General features: G+C 50.4%; 17 protein-coding genes. 12 read left to right on the top strand and 5 right to left on the bottom strand.

Features of this window, described 5'->3' with window-relative positions; translation table 11 throughout:
- Positions 1-51 precede the first annotated feature (51 nt).
- Complete coding sequence (locus tag ACFSX3_RS26080) at positions 52-561, bottom strand: hypothetical protein (RefSeq protein ID WP_209993647.1); 510 nt, start codon at positions 559-561, stop codon at positions 52-54.
- A gap of 80 nt (positions 562-641) precedes the next feature.
- Positions 642-1,247: a hypothetical protein gene (locus tag ACFSX3_RS26075; protein ID WP_209993646.1), complete on the bottom strand. Its 606-nt coding sequence runs from the start codon at positions 1,245-1,247 to the stop codon at positions 642-644.
- Positions 1,248-2,619: 1,372 nt separating this feature from the next.
- On the opposite strand from ACFSX3_RS26075, the gene sbnA reads away from it, so the two are divergent.
- The 11 genes from sbnA to ACFSX3_RS26020 are packed head-to-tail and all read left to right on the top strand — an operon-like array spanning position 2,620 to position 13,070.
- Positions 2,620-3,591, top strand: a complete 972-nt coding sequence (gene sbnA / locus ACFSX3_RS26070) for a 2,3-diaminopropionate biosynthesis protein SbnA (protein ID WP_209993645.1) — start codon at positions 2,620-2,622, stop codon at positions 3,589-3,591.
- Positions 3,560-4,723 carry a glycoside hydrolase family 88 protein gene (locus ACFSX3_RS26065; RefSeq protein ID WP_209993644.1) on the top strand — a complete coding sequence of 388 codons (1,164 nt, stop codon included), beginning with the start codon at positions 3,560-3,562 and terminating at the stop codon, positions 4,721-4,723. The genes sbnA and ACFSX3_RS26065 overlap by 32 nt, the downstream gene beginning before the upstream one ends.
- Positions 4,723-4,995 (top strand): hypothetical protein, encoded by a 273-nt coding sequence (locus tag ACFSX3_RS26060; RefSeq protein ID WP_209993643.1) that lies wholly within the window; start codon positions 4,723-4,725, stop codon positions 4,993-4,995. The genes ACFSX3_RS26065 and ACFSX3_RS26060 overlap by 1 nt, the downstream gene beginning before the upstream one ends.
- On the top strand, positions 4,992-5,720 hold the full coding sequence (locus ACFSX3_RS26055) for an HpcH/HpaI aldolase/citrate lyase family protein (protein WP_209993642.1): 729 nt from the start codon (positions 4,992-4,994) through the stop codon (positions 5,718-5,720). The genes ACFSX3_RS26060 and ACFSX3_RS26055 overlap by 4 nt, the downstream gene beginning before the upstream one ends.
- Positions 5,721-5,729: 9 nt before the next feature.
- Positions 5,730-6,971, top strand: coding sequence for a hypothetical protein (locus ACFSX3_RS26050; protein ID WP_209993641.1), 1,242 nt, complete (start codon positions 5,730-5,732; stop codon positions 6,969-6,971).
- Entirely contained in the window at positions 6,968-7,900 is a 933-nt protein-coding gene (locus ACFSX3_RS26045) for a triphosphoribosyl-dephospho-CoA synthase (RefSeq protein ID WP_209993640.1), read from the top strand. The genes ACFSX3_RS26050 and ACFSX3_RS26045 overlap by 4 nt, the downstream gene beginning before the upstream one ends.
- On the top strand, positions 7,863-8,414 hold the full coding sequence (gene citX, locus ACFSX3_RS26040; protein ID WP_379313429.1) for a citrate lyase holo-[acyl-carrier protein] synthase: 552 nt from the start codon (positions 7,863-7,865) through the stop codon (positions 8,412-8,414). Before ACFSX3_RS26045 ends, citX begins: the two co-directional genes overlap by 38 nt.
- Positions 8,411-9,649, top strand: coding sequence for an MFS transporter (locus ACFSX3_RS26035; RefSeq protein ID WP_209993638.1), 1,239 nt, complete (start codon positions 8,411-8,413; stop codon positions 9,647-9,649). The genes citX and ACFSX3_RS26035 overlap by 4 nt, the downstream gene beginning before the upstream one ends.
- Positions 9,637-10,872 (top strand): ATP-grasp domain-containing protein, encoded by a 1,236-nt coding sequence (locus ACFSX3_RS26030; RefSeq protein WP_209993637.1) that lies wholly within the window; start codon positions 9,637-9,639, stop codon positions 10,870-10,872. Before ACFSX3_RS26035 ends, ACFSX3_RS26030 begins: the two co-directional genes overlap by 13 nt.
- On the top strand, positions 10,841-12,082 hold the full coding sequence (locus ACFSX3_RS26025) for an ATP-grasp domain-containing protein (RefSeq protein ID WP_209993636.1): 1,242 nt from the start codon (positions 10,841-10,843) through the stop codon (positions 12,080-12,082). Before ACFSX3_RS26030 ends, ACFSX3_RS26025 begins: the two co-directional genes overlap by 32 nt.
- Before the next feature lie 13 nt (positions 12,083-12,095).
- Positions 12,096-13,070 (top strand): 2,3-diaminopropionate biosynthesis protein SbnB, encoded by a 975-nt coding sequence (locus ACFSX3_RS26020; protein WP_209993635.1) that lies wholly within the window; start codon positions 12,096-12,098, stop codon positions 13,068-13,070.
- Between the two features lie 81 nt (positions 13,071-13,151).
- Here ACFSX3_RS26020 and ACFSX3_RS26015 read toward each other — a convergent pair whose 3' ends face one another.
- On the bottom strand, positions 13,152-13,358 hold the full coding sequence (locus tag ACFSX3_RS26015) for a hypothetical protein (RefSeq protein ID WP_209993634.1): 207 nt from the start codon (positions 13,356-13,358) through the stop codon (positions 13,152-13,154).
- A 104-nt stretch (positions 13,359-13,462) separates the two neighbouring features.
- Positions 13,463-13,852, bottom strand: coding sequence for a MerR family transcriptional regulator (locus tag ACFSX3_RS26010; protein ID WP_036723871.1), 390 nt, complete (start codon positions 13,850-13,852; stop codon positions 13,463-13,465).
- A 118-nt stretch (positions 13,853-13,970) separates the two neighbouring features.
- On the opposite strand from ACFSX3_RS26010, the gene ACFSX3_RS26005 reads away from it, so the two are divergent.
- Positions 13,971-15,020 carry an NAD(P)-dependent alcohol dehydrogenase gene (locus ACFSX3_RS26005; RefSeq protein WP_209993633.1) on the top strand — a complete coding sequence of 350 codons (1,050 nt, stop codon included), beginning with the start codon at positions 13,971-13,973 and terminating at the stop codon, positions 15,018-15,020.
- Positions 15,021-15,125: 105 nt separating this feature from the next.
- Here ACFSX3_RS26005 and ACFSX3_RS26000 read toward each other — a convergent pair whose 3' ends face one another.
- Positions 15,126-16,406: a glycoside hydrolase family 27 protein gene (locus tag ACFSX3_RS26000; protein WP_209993632.1), complete on the bottom strand. Its 1,281-nt coding sequence runs from the start codon at positions 16,404-16,406 to the stop codon at positions 15,126-15,128.
- Between the last annotated feature and the right edge of the window lie 89 nt (positions 16,407-16,495).

Here is a 16,495-nt window from a genome sequence, read left to right as displayed (position 1 = left end):
TCTTCTTAAAGCTGGAGCTAATTTTGGCGGTATCAAATATCAAGATCCTGCTCACATGTTATATGATAATAAGTAAATTCTATTCTTATCAAGATTCATCATTCCAATCATTACATTGTCGAAGCTGGAGTTAAATACATCAGTCCCTGAAATTGAAGCGTTGGTTTGGTTATTTCTTATCACAAAGTATCCTTTGTCAGCATTGAGTGGTATTAGTTTAGAAGTTGTCTCATCTGTTATCGCCCTGATCTTTTTGAAGAATGAAGCCGCAAAATCTGAAGGAAGCGGGAGTTCGGACCAATGATTCTCACGGCCCTTTTCCGCTAGTATTTTCATACTCTCAGAATCGACTTGATAGATATACACCCGATACCCATCTCCCATTGCCCCATATGATTTCTTACTCAGTATAATTTCGCTTTTTTTGGGCAGTTGTATTCCGAACGTATCGTTAAAAAATTCTATTTCTTTACTACTGTCAAAATAACCTTTATACAACACTGCTAATAAGATTATTAAAATAACGAATCCACCAATAATTATTCTTGTGTTTTTCATCATTTCATATCCTCTATTTTAATAGTGAGAGTAGGATTTGGGAATATACGGGCATAATTTAAATTCATATTATTTAAGAATGACTAGAAATTCATTACTACAGTGGATTGAGTAGTTCTAAGTCTTGCTAATTCGGCAGTTCCATTTGCCTGACTTTTATAGTATGGAGTGTATGAGCCACCATTTGAAGATTGTTTGGCATAAGTTAGTAACTCAGAAGCCAATAGATAACCTTGTACATTAAAAAAAGCAATTATTGAACTTACCGCAGGAGATAGCACAGGGTCAGATACCCCAGAAGTTGAAAATCCACTTTTAAGTGAATTTTGTTGGGAAATATAATTTTCATATTCAGCGATATTCGTATCATAACCCGCAATTAAATCTGATAATTTACTTTTTTCGGTTTCGTCAGTTTCATTCTCAAAATCCTTTTCAAGTCTTTCTTTGCCTTTAACAAGCTCATTTAAAACGGTTGTTCCTTGAGTTTCCATAAATATTTCAATCTCATTAATATTGTCTGATAATTTTTGTTGAACTTGGGAATTGGTCAATTGATTATCTGAGATATGACTATTAAAAGTGGAAGTAGGGTAATTTTGCGCCCCTACTTGAGTAAGACCTGTTGTTCCAGCTAGAAATGTTGCAGTGGTCATCAATAATAAAGATTTTTTAATAGTATTCTTCATTCATTTGCCTCCAGTGTAATTTAATAAAACAGTCTAAAAACTTTAAAGTTATTATTCCCTTACTATATATATTATTCCATTTAACTTACTTATAATATCATAAATAGGTATATAAAGTAAATGAATATCTAATTTTGTATGAAATATTCTCAGCTCGTAAGTGTCGAGGTGTTTGGTGTGATTAAATAGGGGGATTTGAAGATTGATAAAAGCAATATATATCCTAATATGGATATTTTTAATGATCGAAAGAAGGAAGTCGTGGGGGTGCTTCGGGCTAGACACAGGCGGGGAAGAAAGGACGCAGCGTTAAGGAGAGAGAACTGTTAGTAGAAAGGTCTCTTCTTTTATTTTGTGGGTGCACTATCAGTGGAGTGGATTCGGGGAAACGTAAAAATAAACCAATTCGAATCGGAAACGATCGCGATTGGTTTATTTTTTTACATCATATTGTTTCCATAACCTGATCAAGTTCATCATGAGTTCTATAAATCTAAGTAGTGAGGTCATACATAAATTAGGAGATTGAACCGATAAGTTGTTAGAAGGATTAGAGAAGGAATAAGAGGAGTAACTCATGGTCATTAGTCTTTTTTTTGTTATTTGCAGTGCAGCTTGGGGGGCTGGGATATGGTATTTAATAATCAGGATATTATTATCTTTAGTAGGCGGTTTATTCGTTACTCTTTATGATTCTGTATTCTTTTACATTACGATTCTGATAATATGGACTGCAACCGGACTTCTATTTGCGAATCATCTGAGGGAACAAAAACTGGATCTGTTGTTGTTTGTGTGTGGGATAACGTCACTTCTAGCTTTTTTTGTAGCAGCCATGTCTTTTCTTTTGTGATTTGATCTTCATTGGTATAATTGGGCTGATTAAGTTAACGAGAGCTATCGCCCGAACACGAAGCAGGTTGGTCTTTTTCTCGAATTTCTCAAAAGCTTCAAACGTTAAAAACGCAGCGATTCTTCCATTATTGGAGAATCGCTGTTTTTTGTTTTTGGTCGATTGCTTGATTCAATAGATTATAGATGTTGAAAAGTGTTTTCGTATCCCGCTTAAACAGCGGAAAGGACGGAACGATTGTGTAAAAGCGTCAGCGGTCGCCTTTGTCCCCGGATTTTCACCGCTAAGGAGAATCAATAAAATCTGGGGACAACAGCGATTGGAGCAACGGTCCGTTCGTGGAGCGTCCACCCAAGTGCCTCCGTCGATCTTACTCTCAACATATATAAAATTTTAATCAAAACGATAAAAAAGTTTGATATATTTACATTTATTAGGATAAAGAGGTATGATTCGATATGTAATTATTTTACTTTAATTAGAAAAATATATGAGAATATGCCTTAGGAGGTGAGAGATTTGATCTACGACAATGTGCTGCAATTGATTGGGAACACACCGATTGTTAAATTGAATTATCTTCCGCAGCCGCTGGGGGCGCAGGTATTCATTAAGCTGGAGGGACTTAATCCCGGAGGCAGCATGAAGGACCGCACGGCGCTGTACATTATCAGCCAAGCGGAGGAAGCGGGTCTGCTGCAACCTGGCGGCACGATTGTTGAATCTTCCTCCGGGAATCTGGCGATCGGGCTTGCGCTTGTGGCCCGGCAAAAAGGGTACAAGCTGATTTGTGTAGTCGATCCCAAAATAAGCCCGGTCAATCTCAGCATTATCCAGGCTTATGGCGCAGAGACCGTGATGGTGGAGCAGGCTGACGAGTATGGAAACTTTCTTAGGGCGCGTATAGACAAGGTGCAGGCTCTCGTTAAGCAGCTCGGGGCATTCTGGCCGAATCAGTATAATAATCCCAGCAATCCGGAAGCGCACATCCAAACCACCTCACGGGAGATCTATGAAGCCTTCGGCATGGAGCTTCACTGGGCGGTGATTCCTGCAGGGACCTGCGGCTTAATCACCGGCTGCAGCTTGGGGCTTAAGGAACATATTCCGCAGATCAAAATAATGGCTGTGGATGCAGTCGGCTCCGTTACCTTTGGAATGCCGCCGGGTGTCAGGTATCAGATCGGCATTGGTTCGGCCATTGTACCGGGCAATATGCGGAGACATTTGTACGATGAGATTACCCATGTGTCCGATGCGGAGGCCTTCGCTACTACCCGCAGACTGGTGAAGGAGGAAGGGCTGCTGGTCGGCGGTTCTGCAGGTGCGGCGGTGTTCGCTGCGCTTAAGCTTGCAGAGCGCCTGCCCGCTACTGAGAAAGTGCTGGCGATTCTGCCTGACCGGGGAGACCGCTATTACAATACTATTTTCTCGGATGAATGGCTGGAGAAGAACGCGATTGAACTGGATAAACACGCTGTCAAAATTTGAGCCGGGGGTGGACCCAATTTCTGTTTCGTTACGCCGCAATGTCGTTGACCGTGCAGTAAGACAGGCCCGACAGCAGCTTACCAGGCTGGCCTCATTGCCGCCTTCAGAGGAGATCAGACTTCCTTATGTCACGCATCACGGAAAATATATTCTCGGGGATAAGTGGTCGTCCGGATTTTTTATCGGCTTGCTCTACCGGCTCTACCAGCTGACCGGCGATCCAATCTATCTGGAGGAGGCGGACCACTGGATCGGCCTGATCGAACCCTACAAGAATCAAGGTGATTATCAGGATATTGGATTTCTGTTCTATTATTCTTATGCGCTGGGGTATGAGCTGACCGGTAAGGAAGCCTATAAGGCCACCGCGCTTGAAGCTGCCGATCATCTCTTTGATTCTCAGCTTCCGGGCGGTTATCTGGAGTGTAATTGGCTGCCCGAAGGGAAGCATTATGCCGGCATTGACAGTATGATGAATATCCGTTTGTGGTTATGGGCCAGCCGGGTAACCGGTGAGAAGCGCTACCATACCGCTGCCATGGAGTCTGCTCGTATTACCAGTGAAGCAATGATGAGGGAAGACGGCTTTACTTACGAATACATGCGAATGAATCCTTTTACGGGAGCTGCAGAGCAGCCCTATAACAAGAATGCAAGATTCGGCACCGAATCGGTCTGGGCCAGAGGTCATACATGGGCATTGTATGGAGCTGTACAGCTATATGTCCTGAACCGTGAAGAAGAGTGGAGACACAAGGTCCAGCAGCTCTCCGCCTTCTACTTATCCCATGTCTGTACAGATGGTGTTCCGGCATGGGATCTGATGTTGTCCGGCGAAGATACAGCCTTGAAGGATGCTTCGGCCGCTGCCATTGCCTGCTCTGCATTTTTTCAATTCGCCGCAGCCTTAAGCAATCAAGATCCCTTGCGCCAGCCCATCCTGCAACACGCAGAGCGAATACTGGATACTTTGACTTCTGCGGAATATGCTCCTTTGGGTCCTGACCACGAGGGAGTGCTGGTGCACGCCAGTTCACCCCTGCATATCGTTCAAACCGCAGGAGAATCCCAGATCTGGGGCGATTATTTTCTTCTGGAGGCTCTATATTACGCATTGGAGGTCGGTTCTTAGTGAATGTCAGTGTCGGATCAATAGAATCTAGCGATATTAAAATCGTTATCGAAGAGGGGCATCCTGCGATTCAATTCATCAATATGGTGCCGGAGCTCCCGGACCAGCAGGTCTATGATTATGTCGTCCCTCTATTGGAGCAATATGGACTGGCGGGCAGGTCCCCTCAGATCTGGTTCAATGGAGCCAATGAGTGGGTGGTCCGCAGCCGCTGCGAAGCATTAGCCTACTCTCTGAATCCTATGAATCAGCGGGAAGGGGTAACGGGATGAGTCTAGCTGCCGAACAACTCGTCTATTTCTATGTTCCGGGATACAAACCGAATTACATAGAGTATGCCATGACCTTCTATCCTATGAATATTATTCTCTGCCTGGAAGACGGCACGCCGGAAGACAAGAAGCTGGAAGCCAGATACGTGGTTAAGAATGCGCTTCAGGAGTTCACTGACTCGGAGCATACCCTCATTGTCCGCATTAACAGTGTTCATACCCCGCACTGGGAGCGGGATCTGGAGGAGGTTGTGCCGCAGCGCCCCGACCGCATCCGCTTGCCAATGGTCAAGACGGCGGATGATCTGCGTCAGATTGAACGCAAGGTGCAGGAGATGTTGCGGGACCTGGGTCTGGACTATACTCCCAGCTATGAAGTCATGATCGAATGCTGTGAAGCTATTGCCAATATCGGCGACATTCACCAGGCCAGCGACAATATTTATGCCTTTACCTTTGGAGGAACAGATTATTTCAATGACTGTGTAGCTAAGGGGCTGTTGGACCCGGCCCGGGAGGTGCTTAGCGCCAAGCAGAAGCTGGGAGCTTACTGCCGGAGTATGGAGCTTCAGTGTTTTGACACGACTTATATGGCCTTCCGCGATCTGGAGGGGTTCCGCGAGGATTGTCTGCTGTCCAGGGAATATGGCTTTACCGGACGTTCAGTCATCCATCCTGACCAGGTTGCCGTTGTCCAAGAGATTTACGGAACTTCATTAGCGTAGGAGGCTGTTATGTTCACAACATACCGATTAGAATTACCAGATCCTGTGACCCTTAATAAGCTGCAGATCCCTGTCTTCACCCATATGTTCCTTCAGCAGGTATCCGCCCATAAAGTCCAGGTCGATCCCATCCAGGGCAAGCGTATCAGCATCACTTATTTATCCGCCTATCCCAGGGAGCAAATCGAACAGGAAGTCGCTGGTTTTCTGGAACGGTTCGCCCCGAAGCACCTGGAGGATTCCTTATCATCCGATGAAGTACAGGAGCCTGCACTGAATGTGGTCGAACTGCCTGAGCCTCCATTAGAGCATCTGTGTTCCTGCTGCAAGCCGGGCAACGATCTGAACATCTCGGACGGCCTGCTGGAGCAGGGATGGCTCACTCTGCTGAAGAATCAGGAGCTGGCCTACCATCGCCCGATCATCCGTCTGCTGGAGTATTTTGACCAGAGTTATGTGGATTATGTCGGCCGGAGGATCGGGGATTGTCAGGAACGGCAGTATTCAGTCTTGTTGCCTGCTGCGTTCGCCGAGAAGATGAATTACTTCCATAGCGCACCGATGCATTTGCTGCTGGCCACTCATTTAAGCCATGATCATGAGACAATGAAATCCTTCGCTACAGATGTATCCGTGAATAACGGGAAGCTGCCGCAGGACTGCGGTCCTTATCTGGAGACGCCTCCCTATATCCTGCAATCTGCCCCCTGCTATAAAGTCTATATGGAAATGGAGGATCAGATGTTTGAGGACAATACCGCTTTTGTGCTCAAAGGCCAGTCCTTCCGCAATGAAGGCAAACGTGTATATCTGCTTGAACGGTTATTGAATTTCACCATGCGGGAATTCGTATTTCTGGGTACTCCCGAATACGTCACCCGGATGCGTGACTTGACATTAGGGTGGACCATCGAGTGGATGGAAGCCGTAGGGCTGAAAGGCGAGTGCGTCTTAGCCAATGATCCATTCTTCCTGCCGGGTAAGGTGAAGCAGAATTTCAAAGTGCCCAAACATGTGAAATACGAGGTTCGTGCGGATATTCCGTATAAAAACGATACGATTTCGATTGCTTCCTATGATACGCATGGCGATTTTTTTGCGAAAACCTTTAACTTTAGACTGAGGGACAATACGGAAACGTGGTCGGGCTGCATCGGGCTTGGACTGGAGCGGGTAGTCTGGAGTTTCCTCCAGCAGTATGGCCTGGATCATGACAACTGGCCTGAGGCGATCCCGGAGAGCGCACAATGACAGCTTCGCAACAGGATACATCCTATTCGCTTGCAGAGGCGATGACCTACAGTGTTCTGGCGGAGGCGGTGAGCTGGCCTTCTCCCGGATTGGTCTCCGCCGTCAGCACGGGTTCTCACGGGGATATGGATATCTACACTTTTCTGAGAAGCGCACTCCGCATTCAGCCGTATTACCAGGCCGCAGCCCGCTTGGGCATAGAAGAATCTGGGGACAGAACCGGCAGGGAAGATCTGTTCAGAATGCTCCAGAAGCTCGGGCGGCGTGCCGAGGCTGGCATGCTAAGGGCTACGGGGGGAGTGAATACCCATAAGGGAACGATCTTCCTGGGGCTGATTCTATGTGCGGCTGCGGGAATAACCAGCCAAGGGCCATCCGGCGGCGCAGAACCACAGGACATCTGCCGGCTTGCCGGAGGGATCGCCGGGAGTCCACTTCGTAAGCAGCTAACGGACATCCTGAAGGAGACACAGATTACAAGTACAGGCGGACGCGCGTACAGGGAATGGCGGATCAGAGGCATTCGGGGAGAAGTGATCGACGGATTTCCTTCCATTCTCCAGCAGGGTCTGCCTTCCTTCCGTTCTGCGCTTGATCAGGGGGCGGATATGCGAACGGCGGTTATTCATTGCTTGTTCTCCCTGATGTCCGTGGTTCAGGATACAACGCTTCTGAACCGTGACTTTGACAGGGCGCGGATAAGTTATACGCAAGCGTGTGCGCTGGAGGCTCTGGACCGGGGGAGCCTGTTCACCTCTGAGGGCAGGGCCTATATCCGCAAGCTGGAGCAGGATTTCCAGCTTCGTTCCTTGTCGCCCGGGGGATCAGCCGATCTTCTGGCCATGACAGTTGCCCTGCACTTGTGGGACGAGCATCAAGGGGGGGAAGTATGTGGAGAACCACTCCGTTATGTCTGCCATTCTTCGTGACCGTGAGCGCCTCCCTGAGCTTAGAGAGGCGAGGGTTCCGGCGGCAGGCTCGCTGATCCAGATCATGATGAATATTCCCGGACCGTGCAAAAGGCTGGATTTCACCTATGAATTGTTCGAGTTCTGTATCGGGGCTTTGCAGAAAGCGCTGGCTTCAGCAGCTTGTACGGTGCTGTCTTGGGAGCGGATCGACTTAGATGTTGGTCCCGTAGCCTATACGCAGGTATCCTGGGAGGCTACAGCGTTGAAACGGTTCTGTTTGTCATTCGAACAGGGACATCCGCTGAGCGCGTATTGGGATATGGATATTTACAGTTCCTCGGGAATAGCAGTGGGCAGGAGGGAGATCGGGGCCCCGCCTCGCCCCTGTTATCTGTGCAGCCAATCTGCCAAAGTGTGCGGATCACAGCGGCGCCATTCGCCGGAGGAATTAATAGGCCGCATGACCGCTGATCTGACAGCCTACAGACAGACACAGTTAGATGAGCCGATAGCAAGGAAGGCAGTCACATGAATCTTTTCCGAAAGTTAAAGGTGCCCCGGCCGATATTCTCCATTTGTCTGAACACGCTGGTTACCCATCTTGGCTTCTACGCCATGACGGCGATATTAACGGTCTATCTGTCTCAGGTCAAAGGACTGCCGCTGTCGGTTACCGCTGTAGTTACCATGATCTTCACGGTGTCTTACCGCAGTGCGAGATTCCTTACCGGACCCCTGCTGGACAACATGGACCCGTTCAAATGCATGTGGTTCGGCTGCCTGCTAACAGGGGTCTCCATCGCTATGGTAGATTTCTGGCAGTCTCCGGTGTTGATTACTATACAGCTTATCATTGCAGGGATCGGCTACTCTGTCCGAGGCTTATCCTCCAAGGCTTCTTTATCCTTCGTGGGGAGTAAGGATGGCAATGCCCTGTTTTATTTTGCGAATTCCAATATGTATACGAACGGTGCAGCCATTGCCGGGCCCTTAATCGGCTCCTTTCTGCTGACAAGCTCCTTGAAGAGCTTCACGTTGTCCTTCGTTGGAGGGTTTTATATTGTGGGTGCCATCCTGCTCAGTATCTTCCCGCCCGGGTGCAGCCTGCAGGACCGGGAACGGAAGCCGGTAAGCTTCTGGAAAGGATATCAGACCGTTCTGCTCGATAAAAGCTTCCGTAAGGTGCTGCTGTTCAATATGATCGGCTGCTTTTTCTTCACCCAATTGTTCAATTCCTTTCCTTATTTAATCGGCACTTATTATAACGCTCCGGAAAGGCTGGGAAGTCTGCTGATGCTGAACGGAATCCTTGTGGTGCTCCTGCAGATTCCTGTCGGGCGCTGGATGAATACCGCGTTGTCAGGCCAGCGTGAGGGATACCGGCTGATACTGGCGTTTCTGCTGTTCAGTGTTTCTTTTTCTATGAATGCGATCATCGGCTCAATCTGGGGTTATTACGTATTCGTCGCGCTGTTCAGCCTTGCAGAAATGTTATTCATACCCACGATAGATGCGTATGTCTCTAACGCTGCCCATCCGGATCTGCGTATCACGTATTTCAGTATCATCGGATTGTCCACAGCCCTTGGCGAAGGAATCGGTGTATATACCGGGCTACAATTCATACATATGTGGAGCATCTACGGAGAGCTGTCTTACTTCTGGTTATCATTAGCTGTTCTGTCGGGGCTGTCCCTTGGACTGTATGTAATGTTAAATCGGTCACCTGTTCATAACAAGGAGGAGGGGAAACTATGGCGATATTAATTCTGAATCAAAGGAGGCGGGCCTTCGCTCCTTATCTGAGCTGGCTGGAGGATCTGGATGAAGAGGTATACCTGTATACTTCTCCGGCATATGGTGAGACAACGGAACCCTATGCCCTTGTACAGGTATTTGACAACTGGGTGACCAATGACCGGGTAGAGATTGATGCGCTACGTTTGTATGAAGATCATCCTTACCGTCTGATTATAGCCCTCGATGAGAGCGATCTGATTCGTGCAGCCCGGCTGCGTGATCGGCTGCATCTGCCTGGACAACGGCTGGACAGCGCAACTGCTTACAGGGATAAGGCGGTGATGAAAAGTCTGGTAAGGCAGTCTGTGTTATGTCCGGCGTTTCGCAGACTGGATTCGCCGCTTCACTTGTATGATTTTGTACTGGAACATGGATTGCCGGTTGTGGTCAAACCGGTTGACGGCATGGGCTCCATGAATACGGAGATTATATGGACCCCGGAGCAATTGAACGAGGCGTGGGAACGCGGGCTTGGCAGCGGATTAATGGTTGAAGCATATGTGGAGGGAGAGATGTATGAGATTGACGGCCTGATGATGGGCCAGGAGATCCGTTTCGCTTCTGTGGGGAGATACTCCTGCCAACCGCTTGAGATCCTTGGGAAGGAATGTTTTGTGGAGCTGTTAAGCCCCGCCGACCCGATCTTTCAACGGCTGGTCCAGGAAGTTCAACGAGTCATCGAAGCCTTGCCCTCACCGGGAATATCCACCTTTCATTGTGAATTGTTTCATACCCGGGAGGATGAACTGGTGTTGTGTGAAATTGCCAGCCGCACCGCAGGCGGACGAATCAGCGAATCCGTCAGTGCCATGTATGGTGTTAATCTGAACTGGGAGTGGGTTCGGGCGCAGTGTGGCCTACCGCTGACTCTGCCAACGTCAAGTCCGCCGCGTGTAGCGGGAGTATATCTAATGCCCAAACGTCCGGGGACGGTGAAGAAACTCCCAGAGGCTCTGCCGTTCGATTGGGTGACAGAATATGTTCCCCGCGTTAAGACAGGGGAGCTATTGGACGCTGCCCATTCCAGCGTGGATGCTGTGATGACGGTAATCATCGTTGGCGAGAATTCGGCATCGCTGCAAGCCAGGTTGTCAGAATTGCTGCGGTATCTGGAGCATGAAGTGCAAATACTGCCTGCTTACAAGGAGGATACAATCAATGAAACACCTGTTATTAGTAGAAAGCAATGAGTCTATAGCAGGTATCCAGGCCTGCAAGGAGATGGGGTACACCGTAACGTTGCTAACCCAGAATATTCAGCATTACCTGAAGGGCCAGCCGTTGGAATCTCATCCGCTACACCTGGTGGATTACATCCATGAAGTGGACACCTTTAATGAAGAAGCTGTGGTTGATTTTGTAAAAGAGTATCATCAAGCGAACCCTTTGACCGGAGTGATGTCTTTTGCGGAATTCTACGTGGTTCAGGCAACGGCTGCTGCGCATGCGATCGGTGTGCCGACCATGCACCCGCTAGCGGCCAAAAATGCCCGGAATAAATATAAATCCAGAGAAATCTGCGTGCAGAGCGGCGTTCCGGTACCCCGTTCGCTGCTCGCAGGCAGTGTGGAGGAAGCGTGCAGACATGCCCATTCTATGGGTTATCCCTGCATTCTTAAGCCGTGTGACGGGGCTATGAGTATTGGGGTGGTCTTTGTTAACAATGAGCGAGAGCTGCGCCAGGCTTACGACAGCTATGTGAACAACAGGGATTTTGGGCGTAATCTCTATGGAAGTATGGATGTGCTTATTGAGGAATATGCAGCAGGGCCTCTGGTCAGTGTGGAGATGGTCACTTATCGAGGGCAGGATCATCTGATCGGGATTACAGACCGCCGTCTGGTTGGATTCCCCTATTTTGTAGAGACGGGCGCCAGCTTTCCGGTTCGGCTAAGCATTGAGGCAGAGATCGTTCAGGTGGTCCGCCGGGGACTGCATGCGCTTGGGGTTGACTTTGGCCCCACACATACAGAGGTTGCTCTCACTCCTGAAGGTCCCAAAATTATTGAATTCAATCCGCGGATGGTAGGCGGGCCTGTTCCGGAGATGATTAAATACGCAACCGGCATTGACCTGCCGCGCGAAGTGCTTCGTATGCATATGGGAGAGGCCCCGGAGTTGACGCCGAGCGTCTCACGCGGTGCCGCTTCACGGGAATTCTGTTCGCCGGTTGACGGCAGGCTGATCGAGGTTACGGGGCTTAAGGAATTAGAGGGGCGTGCGGACATTCTGCGATCGCATTTCATTGCTGCCGGGCGCGAGGTGTCCTTTCCGAGATCTAATTTTGACTGGATTGGCAGAGTGATGGTTGGAGGGGACGATGCAGAGCAGGCGGAGCAGAAGTGCAGTGAAATCCAGAATACGATCGGCTTGCACATTGCAGCCAGACCTATAAGCTGAGGAGGCCTTGAGCATGTTATATCTGAATACCACAAACCTGGAGCAGATGAATCTTCCCTGGGCACTGTGCATGGATACGATACGGAGTGCTGTCCAAGTGATGGCAGCGCACGAATTCTCCCAGCCTATTAAACCCTATCTGCTCTTTGATAAAGATCCAAGCAGCCGGATTATTGCCATGCCCGCTTATGTGGGCGGAGAGATCGGGATGGCAGGCATCAAGTGGATCGCCAGTTTTCCCGGTAACCATGCCAGGCAGCTTCCCCGTGCCCACTCGGTTACGATCCTGAATGATTCCGGCAGCGGGAAGCCTGTGGCTATAATCAACAGCCCGCTTATCTCCGGGATTCGCACAGCATCGGTCAGCGGGCTGATGATTCAGGAATACGAGAAGGTACACCCTTTTGCCGGTAAAATTATTGCCGGTATCGTCGGGTTCGGGCCGATCGGTCAACTCCATCTGTCGATGCTGAATCAGCTGCTCGGGGACCGGCTGGAGGAGGTTCGGATCTTTGATCCGAATCAAGATACACTGCAACCCATCCCGGAAGAGCTTGGTACAAGGGTGCGGCCTGTGGATTCCTGGGAGGAAGCCTACGAAGGGGCTGATCTGTTCATCACCTGTACAATTTCTAGCTCCGGTTATATTGACCGCAAGCCCAAAGCACAGAGTCTGCTGCTGAACGTGTCTCTGCGCGATTTCACCCCGGCTATCTTAAGCTACACCTCTGCCATTATTGTCGATGATTGGGATGAAGTGTGCCGCGCGAATACGGATATTGAACATATGCATAATCAAAGAGGGCTGCGGAAGGAAGACACGGCGTCCATCGTCGAGGTGGTCTGCGGCAACGCTCTGGCGAAATATCCGAAGAAGGAAGCAATCCTGTTCAATCCGATGGGCATGGCTGCCTTTGATATTGCCATCGGGTCACTATATTATCAGGAGGCGCTGAATCGCGGGTGTGGTGTGGTGTTGGAGGATTAGCTGCAAGATCAGCGTACCAAATAGCCGGGCCGGATAAGAGATACTCTTGTCCGGCCCGGCTGTGCACTGCATCGTCAAAGGCTACAGATTCTTTCCGTTCCTCTTCTCTTCCTGATCTGGTGCAAGGCCGGGAGCCGATACCTCCGGGTCATTCCCCAGCACGGCGCCTACGATCTCATCCAGCTTGTCTGTTTCCGATTGACCGTCTGCCGGACTGGATTCGCCCTCCGGGATCGGGTGGACACCTGCGGTGCGTCCGTCAAGCGGAGCTTTTTTATCATCCTTCATCTGTCAGTCTCCCTTCTAAGTGCAGGTTCTGTCTTAGGATGTGTCTGCGATAACCGTTCTATGTAACGATAACCGCTGCGGAGGCTGATGAACCATACGGCTGGTTAGGATTGGTGGACCACTTCCATACTCTTTTCCAGGGCAGTCTTATAATAGTGGCATTTATGGTCTATGACTTCCATCGTTTTTCTTAATTCCTCCATCTGCGCTTCTACAGAAGCCTTCCGCTCCAGGAACATGTCGTATCGGCGCTGCAGGGTGGAATCTCCTTCGGAGCACCATTCAATGAAATGCTTAATCTCTTTGATGGGCATCCCGGAGGCCTTCAGGCATTCAATGATCCGCAGGGCCTCCATATCGGAGGGCTTGAATACGCGTTTGCCGCTGGGAGTTCTCTCTATAGAAGGGAGCAGGCCCTCTTTGTCATAATAACGCAGGGTATGCGGGGTCATGTTGAAATGCGCTGCGGCTTCGCTTATGGAATAGGTCTTCATCATCGTTCTCCTGTCCTGGATATTTCGGGCTTGACTTAGAGTTAACTTTAAGGAATATCATAGGCTTTGTAAAGCTTAAGGAATGATGTCTACTATTCTATTGAAAAGAGGTCTCACTATGATACAAGTTAACGCACGCGCTGCATTCAGCCAGGAAGGCCCGTTCAAGCTGACTACGATCGAACGCCGGGAGCTGCTGCCGCAGGATGTTCTGATCGAGATTAAATACGCCGGTATTTGTCATTCCGATATTCATACCGTCCGCGGGGAGTGGGGACCGGTGAAATATCCGCTGGTTCCGGGGCATGAGATTGCAGGTATTGTCAGCCAGATCGGTTCTGGAGTGACGAAATATGCTGTTGGCGACCGTGTCGGGGTAGGCTGTATGGTCGATTCCTGCGGAGAGTGCAGCAGCTGCCAGCAAGGCGAGGAGCAATATTGCCTGGAGGGGAACACAGGAACCTATGGAGCGACTGACCGCCACGGGCACTATACACAAGGCGGTTATTCCACACATATCGTTGTTACTGAAGACTTCGTGGTGCGGATTCCCGACAGCCTTCCGCTTGACGCTGCTGCACCGCTGTTGTGTGCCGGAATCACCACTTACTCACCACTGCGCCACTGGGGAGCTGCTCCCGGCAAAAAGGTAGCTGTAGTGGGTCTCGGCGGGCTGGGGCATATGGCAGTAAAAATTGCTCATGCCATGGGGGCTGAGGTTACGGTATTATCCCAATCCCTGAAGAAGAAGGAAGACGGCCTGCAATTGGGCGCAGATCATTATTATGCCACCACTGATCCTGAGACATTCAAGCAGCTGGCCGGTTCCTTCGATTTGATTATTAATACGGTCAGTGCGCAGGTGAATATCAATGCCTTTCTGTCACTCCTGGCGCTGGACGGGACGTTGGTGAATGTCGGTGCACCTGCTGATCCTTTGGCTGTTAATGCCTTCTCGCTGATCGGACACCGCCGTTCCTTTGCCGGTTCGATGATCGGGGGAATCCGCGAGACACAGGAGATGCTTGATTTCTGCGCTGAACATCAGATCGCTTCCGAGATCGAAGTGATTTCGGCTGACCAGATTGACGAAGCCTGGGAGCGTGTGCTGGCCTCGGATGTGCGTTACCGGTTTGTGATTGATATCAGCACGATGGGGAAGGCATAAGTATTTAGAGGAGCAAGATTCTTAATCTATACTGTTTGAAAAACAGCCTGCGGGAATGGAACTACTCCATTCCCGCAGGCTGTTGGTATTTCTGCCTAGCTTCTCCTACGAGAAGCTATATAACCGTACCCCGTGCGGAGGCACGGTGGTCTGCAGCACGCCGCCGGTAAGCTCGGCAGGCGTCTGGCTCCACAGCTCTGTGCCTGCGGCCACGCCGCCGAGACTGATCTCTTCGAGGCTCAGGTCAACCGGCAGTGGACTGTTGCTGGTGTTGAAGACGGCCGCATACCGGGTGCCGTCGTCATGAGCTGCGGTCCAGACGATCAGCTCATCGCGGTACAGGGCTTCCCTGGCGTCATGGCTCTCGCGCTGCATGCGCAGCACCTCGCGGTTGGTCAGCAGCGACAGGGTCCAGTCGTCATTGTCCCGCAGCTCGCCGCCGAAGATCAGTGGCGAACGGAAAATACTCCAGAGCGACATCATCGTCAGCTGCTCGTCCCGGGTGAAGCGGGTCCAGCGGTCATCCCCGCCGCCGTCAACGGAGCGGACGCCGATGTGGCCGAGCGGCAGCATGTCGCAATCTGGCCAGGAGCCGGCCTGCGGGACGCCCTGCCAGCTGCGGCAGCGGCTGAACATGTCCAGCAGCAGCTCCCAGCGGTCCCAGAAATCATCCGTTATGCGCCACATGTGGGCATGTTCGGTGAAATGTTGTGCATATTCTACCGGAGCGGGGCCGGGCGAGAGGCTTAGCACCATGGGCCGGCCGCAGTTCTCGATCGCCCGGGAGATCAGGGTAATCTCCGGCTGATGGGTATCGTATAGTCTGGAAGCGGCGATGTCATCCACCTTGACCAGATCGACGCCCCACTGCGCGTACAGTTCAAAGAGTGAATTGTAGTAGGCTTGAGCGCCCTCCTTGGAGGCATCGACACCGTACATATCTGTATTCCACGGACAAATGGAGTTCGTGTGCGCGATCTCGCGGGCGGTTGCATCTGTACCCAGAACAGCAGTGCCTGCATGGGCCGCCTGGCGCGGAATGCCGCGCATAATATGAATACCGAACTTCAGCCCCAGGCTGTGGACATAGTCGGCCAGCGGCTTGAATCCCTGCCCGCCCGCTGCCGAAGGGAAGCGGTTCTCGGCAGGCATCAGCCGGGAGTATTCATCCATGATTAGAGGGACGAAGGGGCGGTACAGAGAGGACACGGCACCAGGCTCATACCACTGGATGTCAACGGTGATATAGCTCCAGCCGAAGTCTTTGAGATGCTCGGCCATGTATTCGGCATTGCCGCGGATTTCGGCTTCCGTTACGGCCGCGCCGTAGCAGTCCCAGCTATTCCAGCCCAGCGGCGGTGTAGGTGCAGCCAGCTTATGATTCATTGTAATTCTCCTTTACAGATGATGATTGCTCTTGTCTTGTTCATCATAATCAAGGAGAATCCTGATATCTATAGTAATCTTACAAGCGG

It is taken from the genome of Paenibacillus rhizoplanae, from assembly GCF_042684125.1.
GTDB lineage: Bacteria > Bacillota > Bacilli > Paenibacillales > Paenibacillaceae > Paenibacillus_AQ > Paenibacillus_AQ rhizoplanae.
This window is presented reverse-complemented; position numbering and strand designations above follow the sequence as displayed.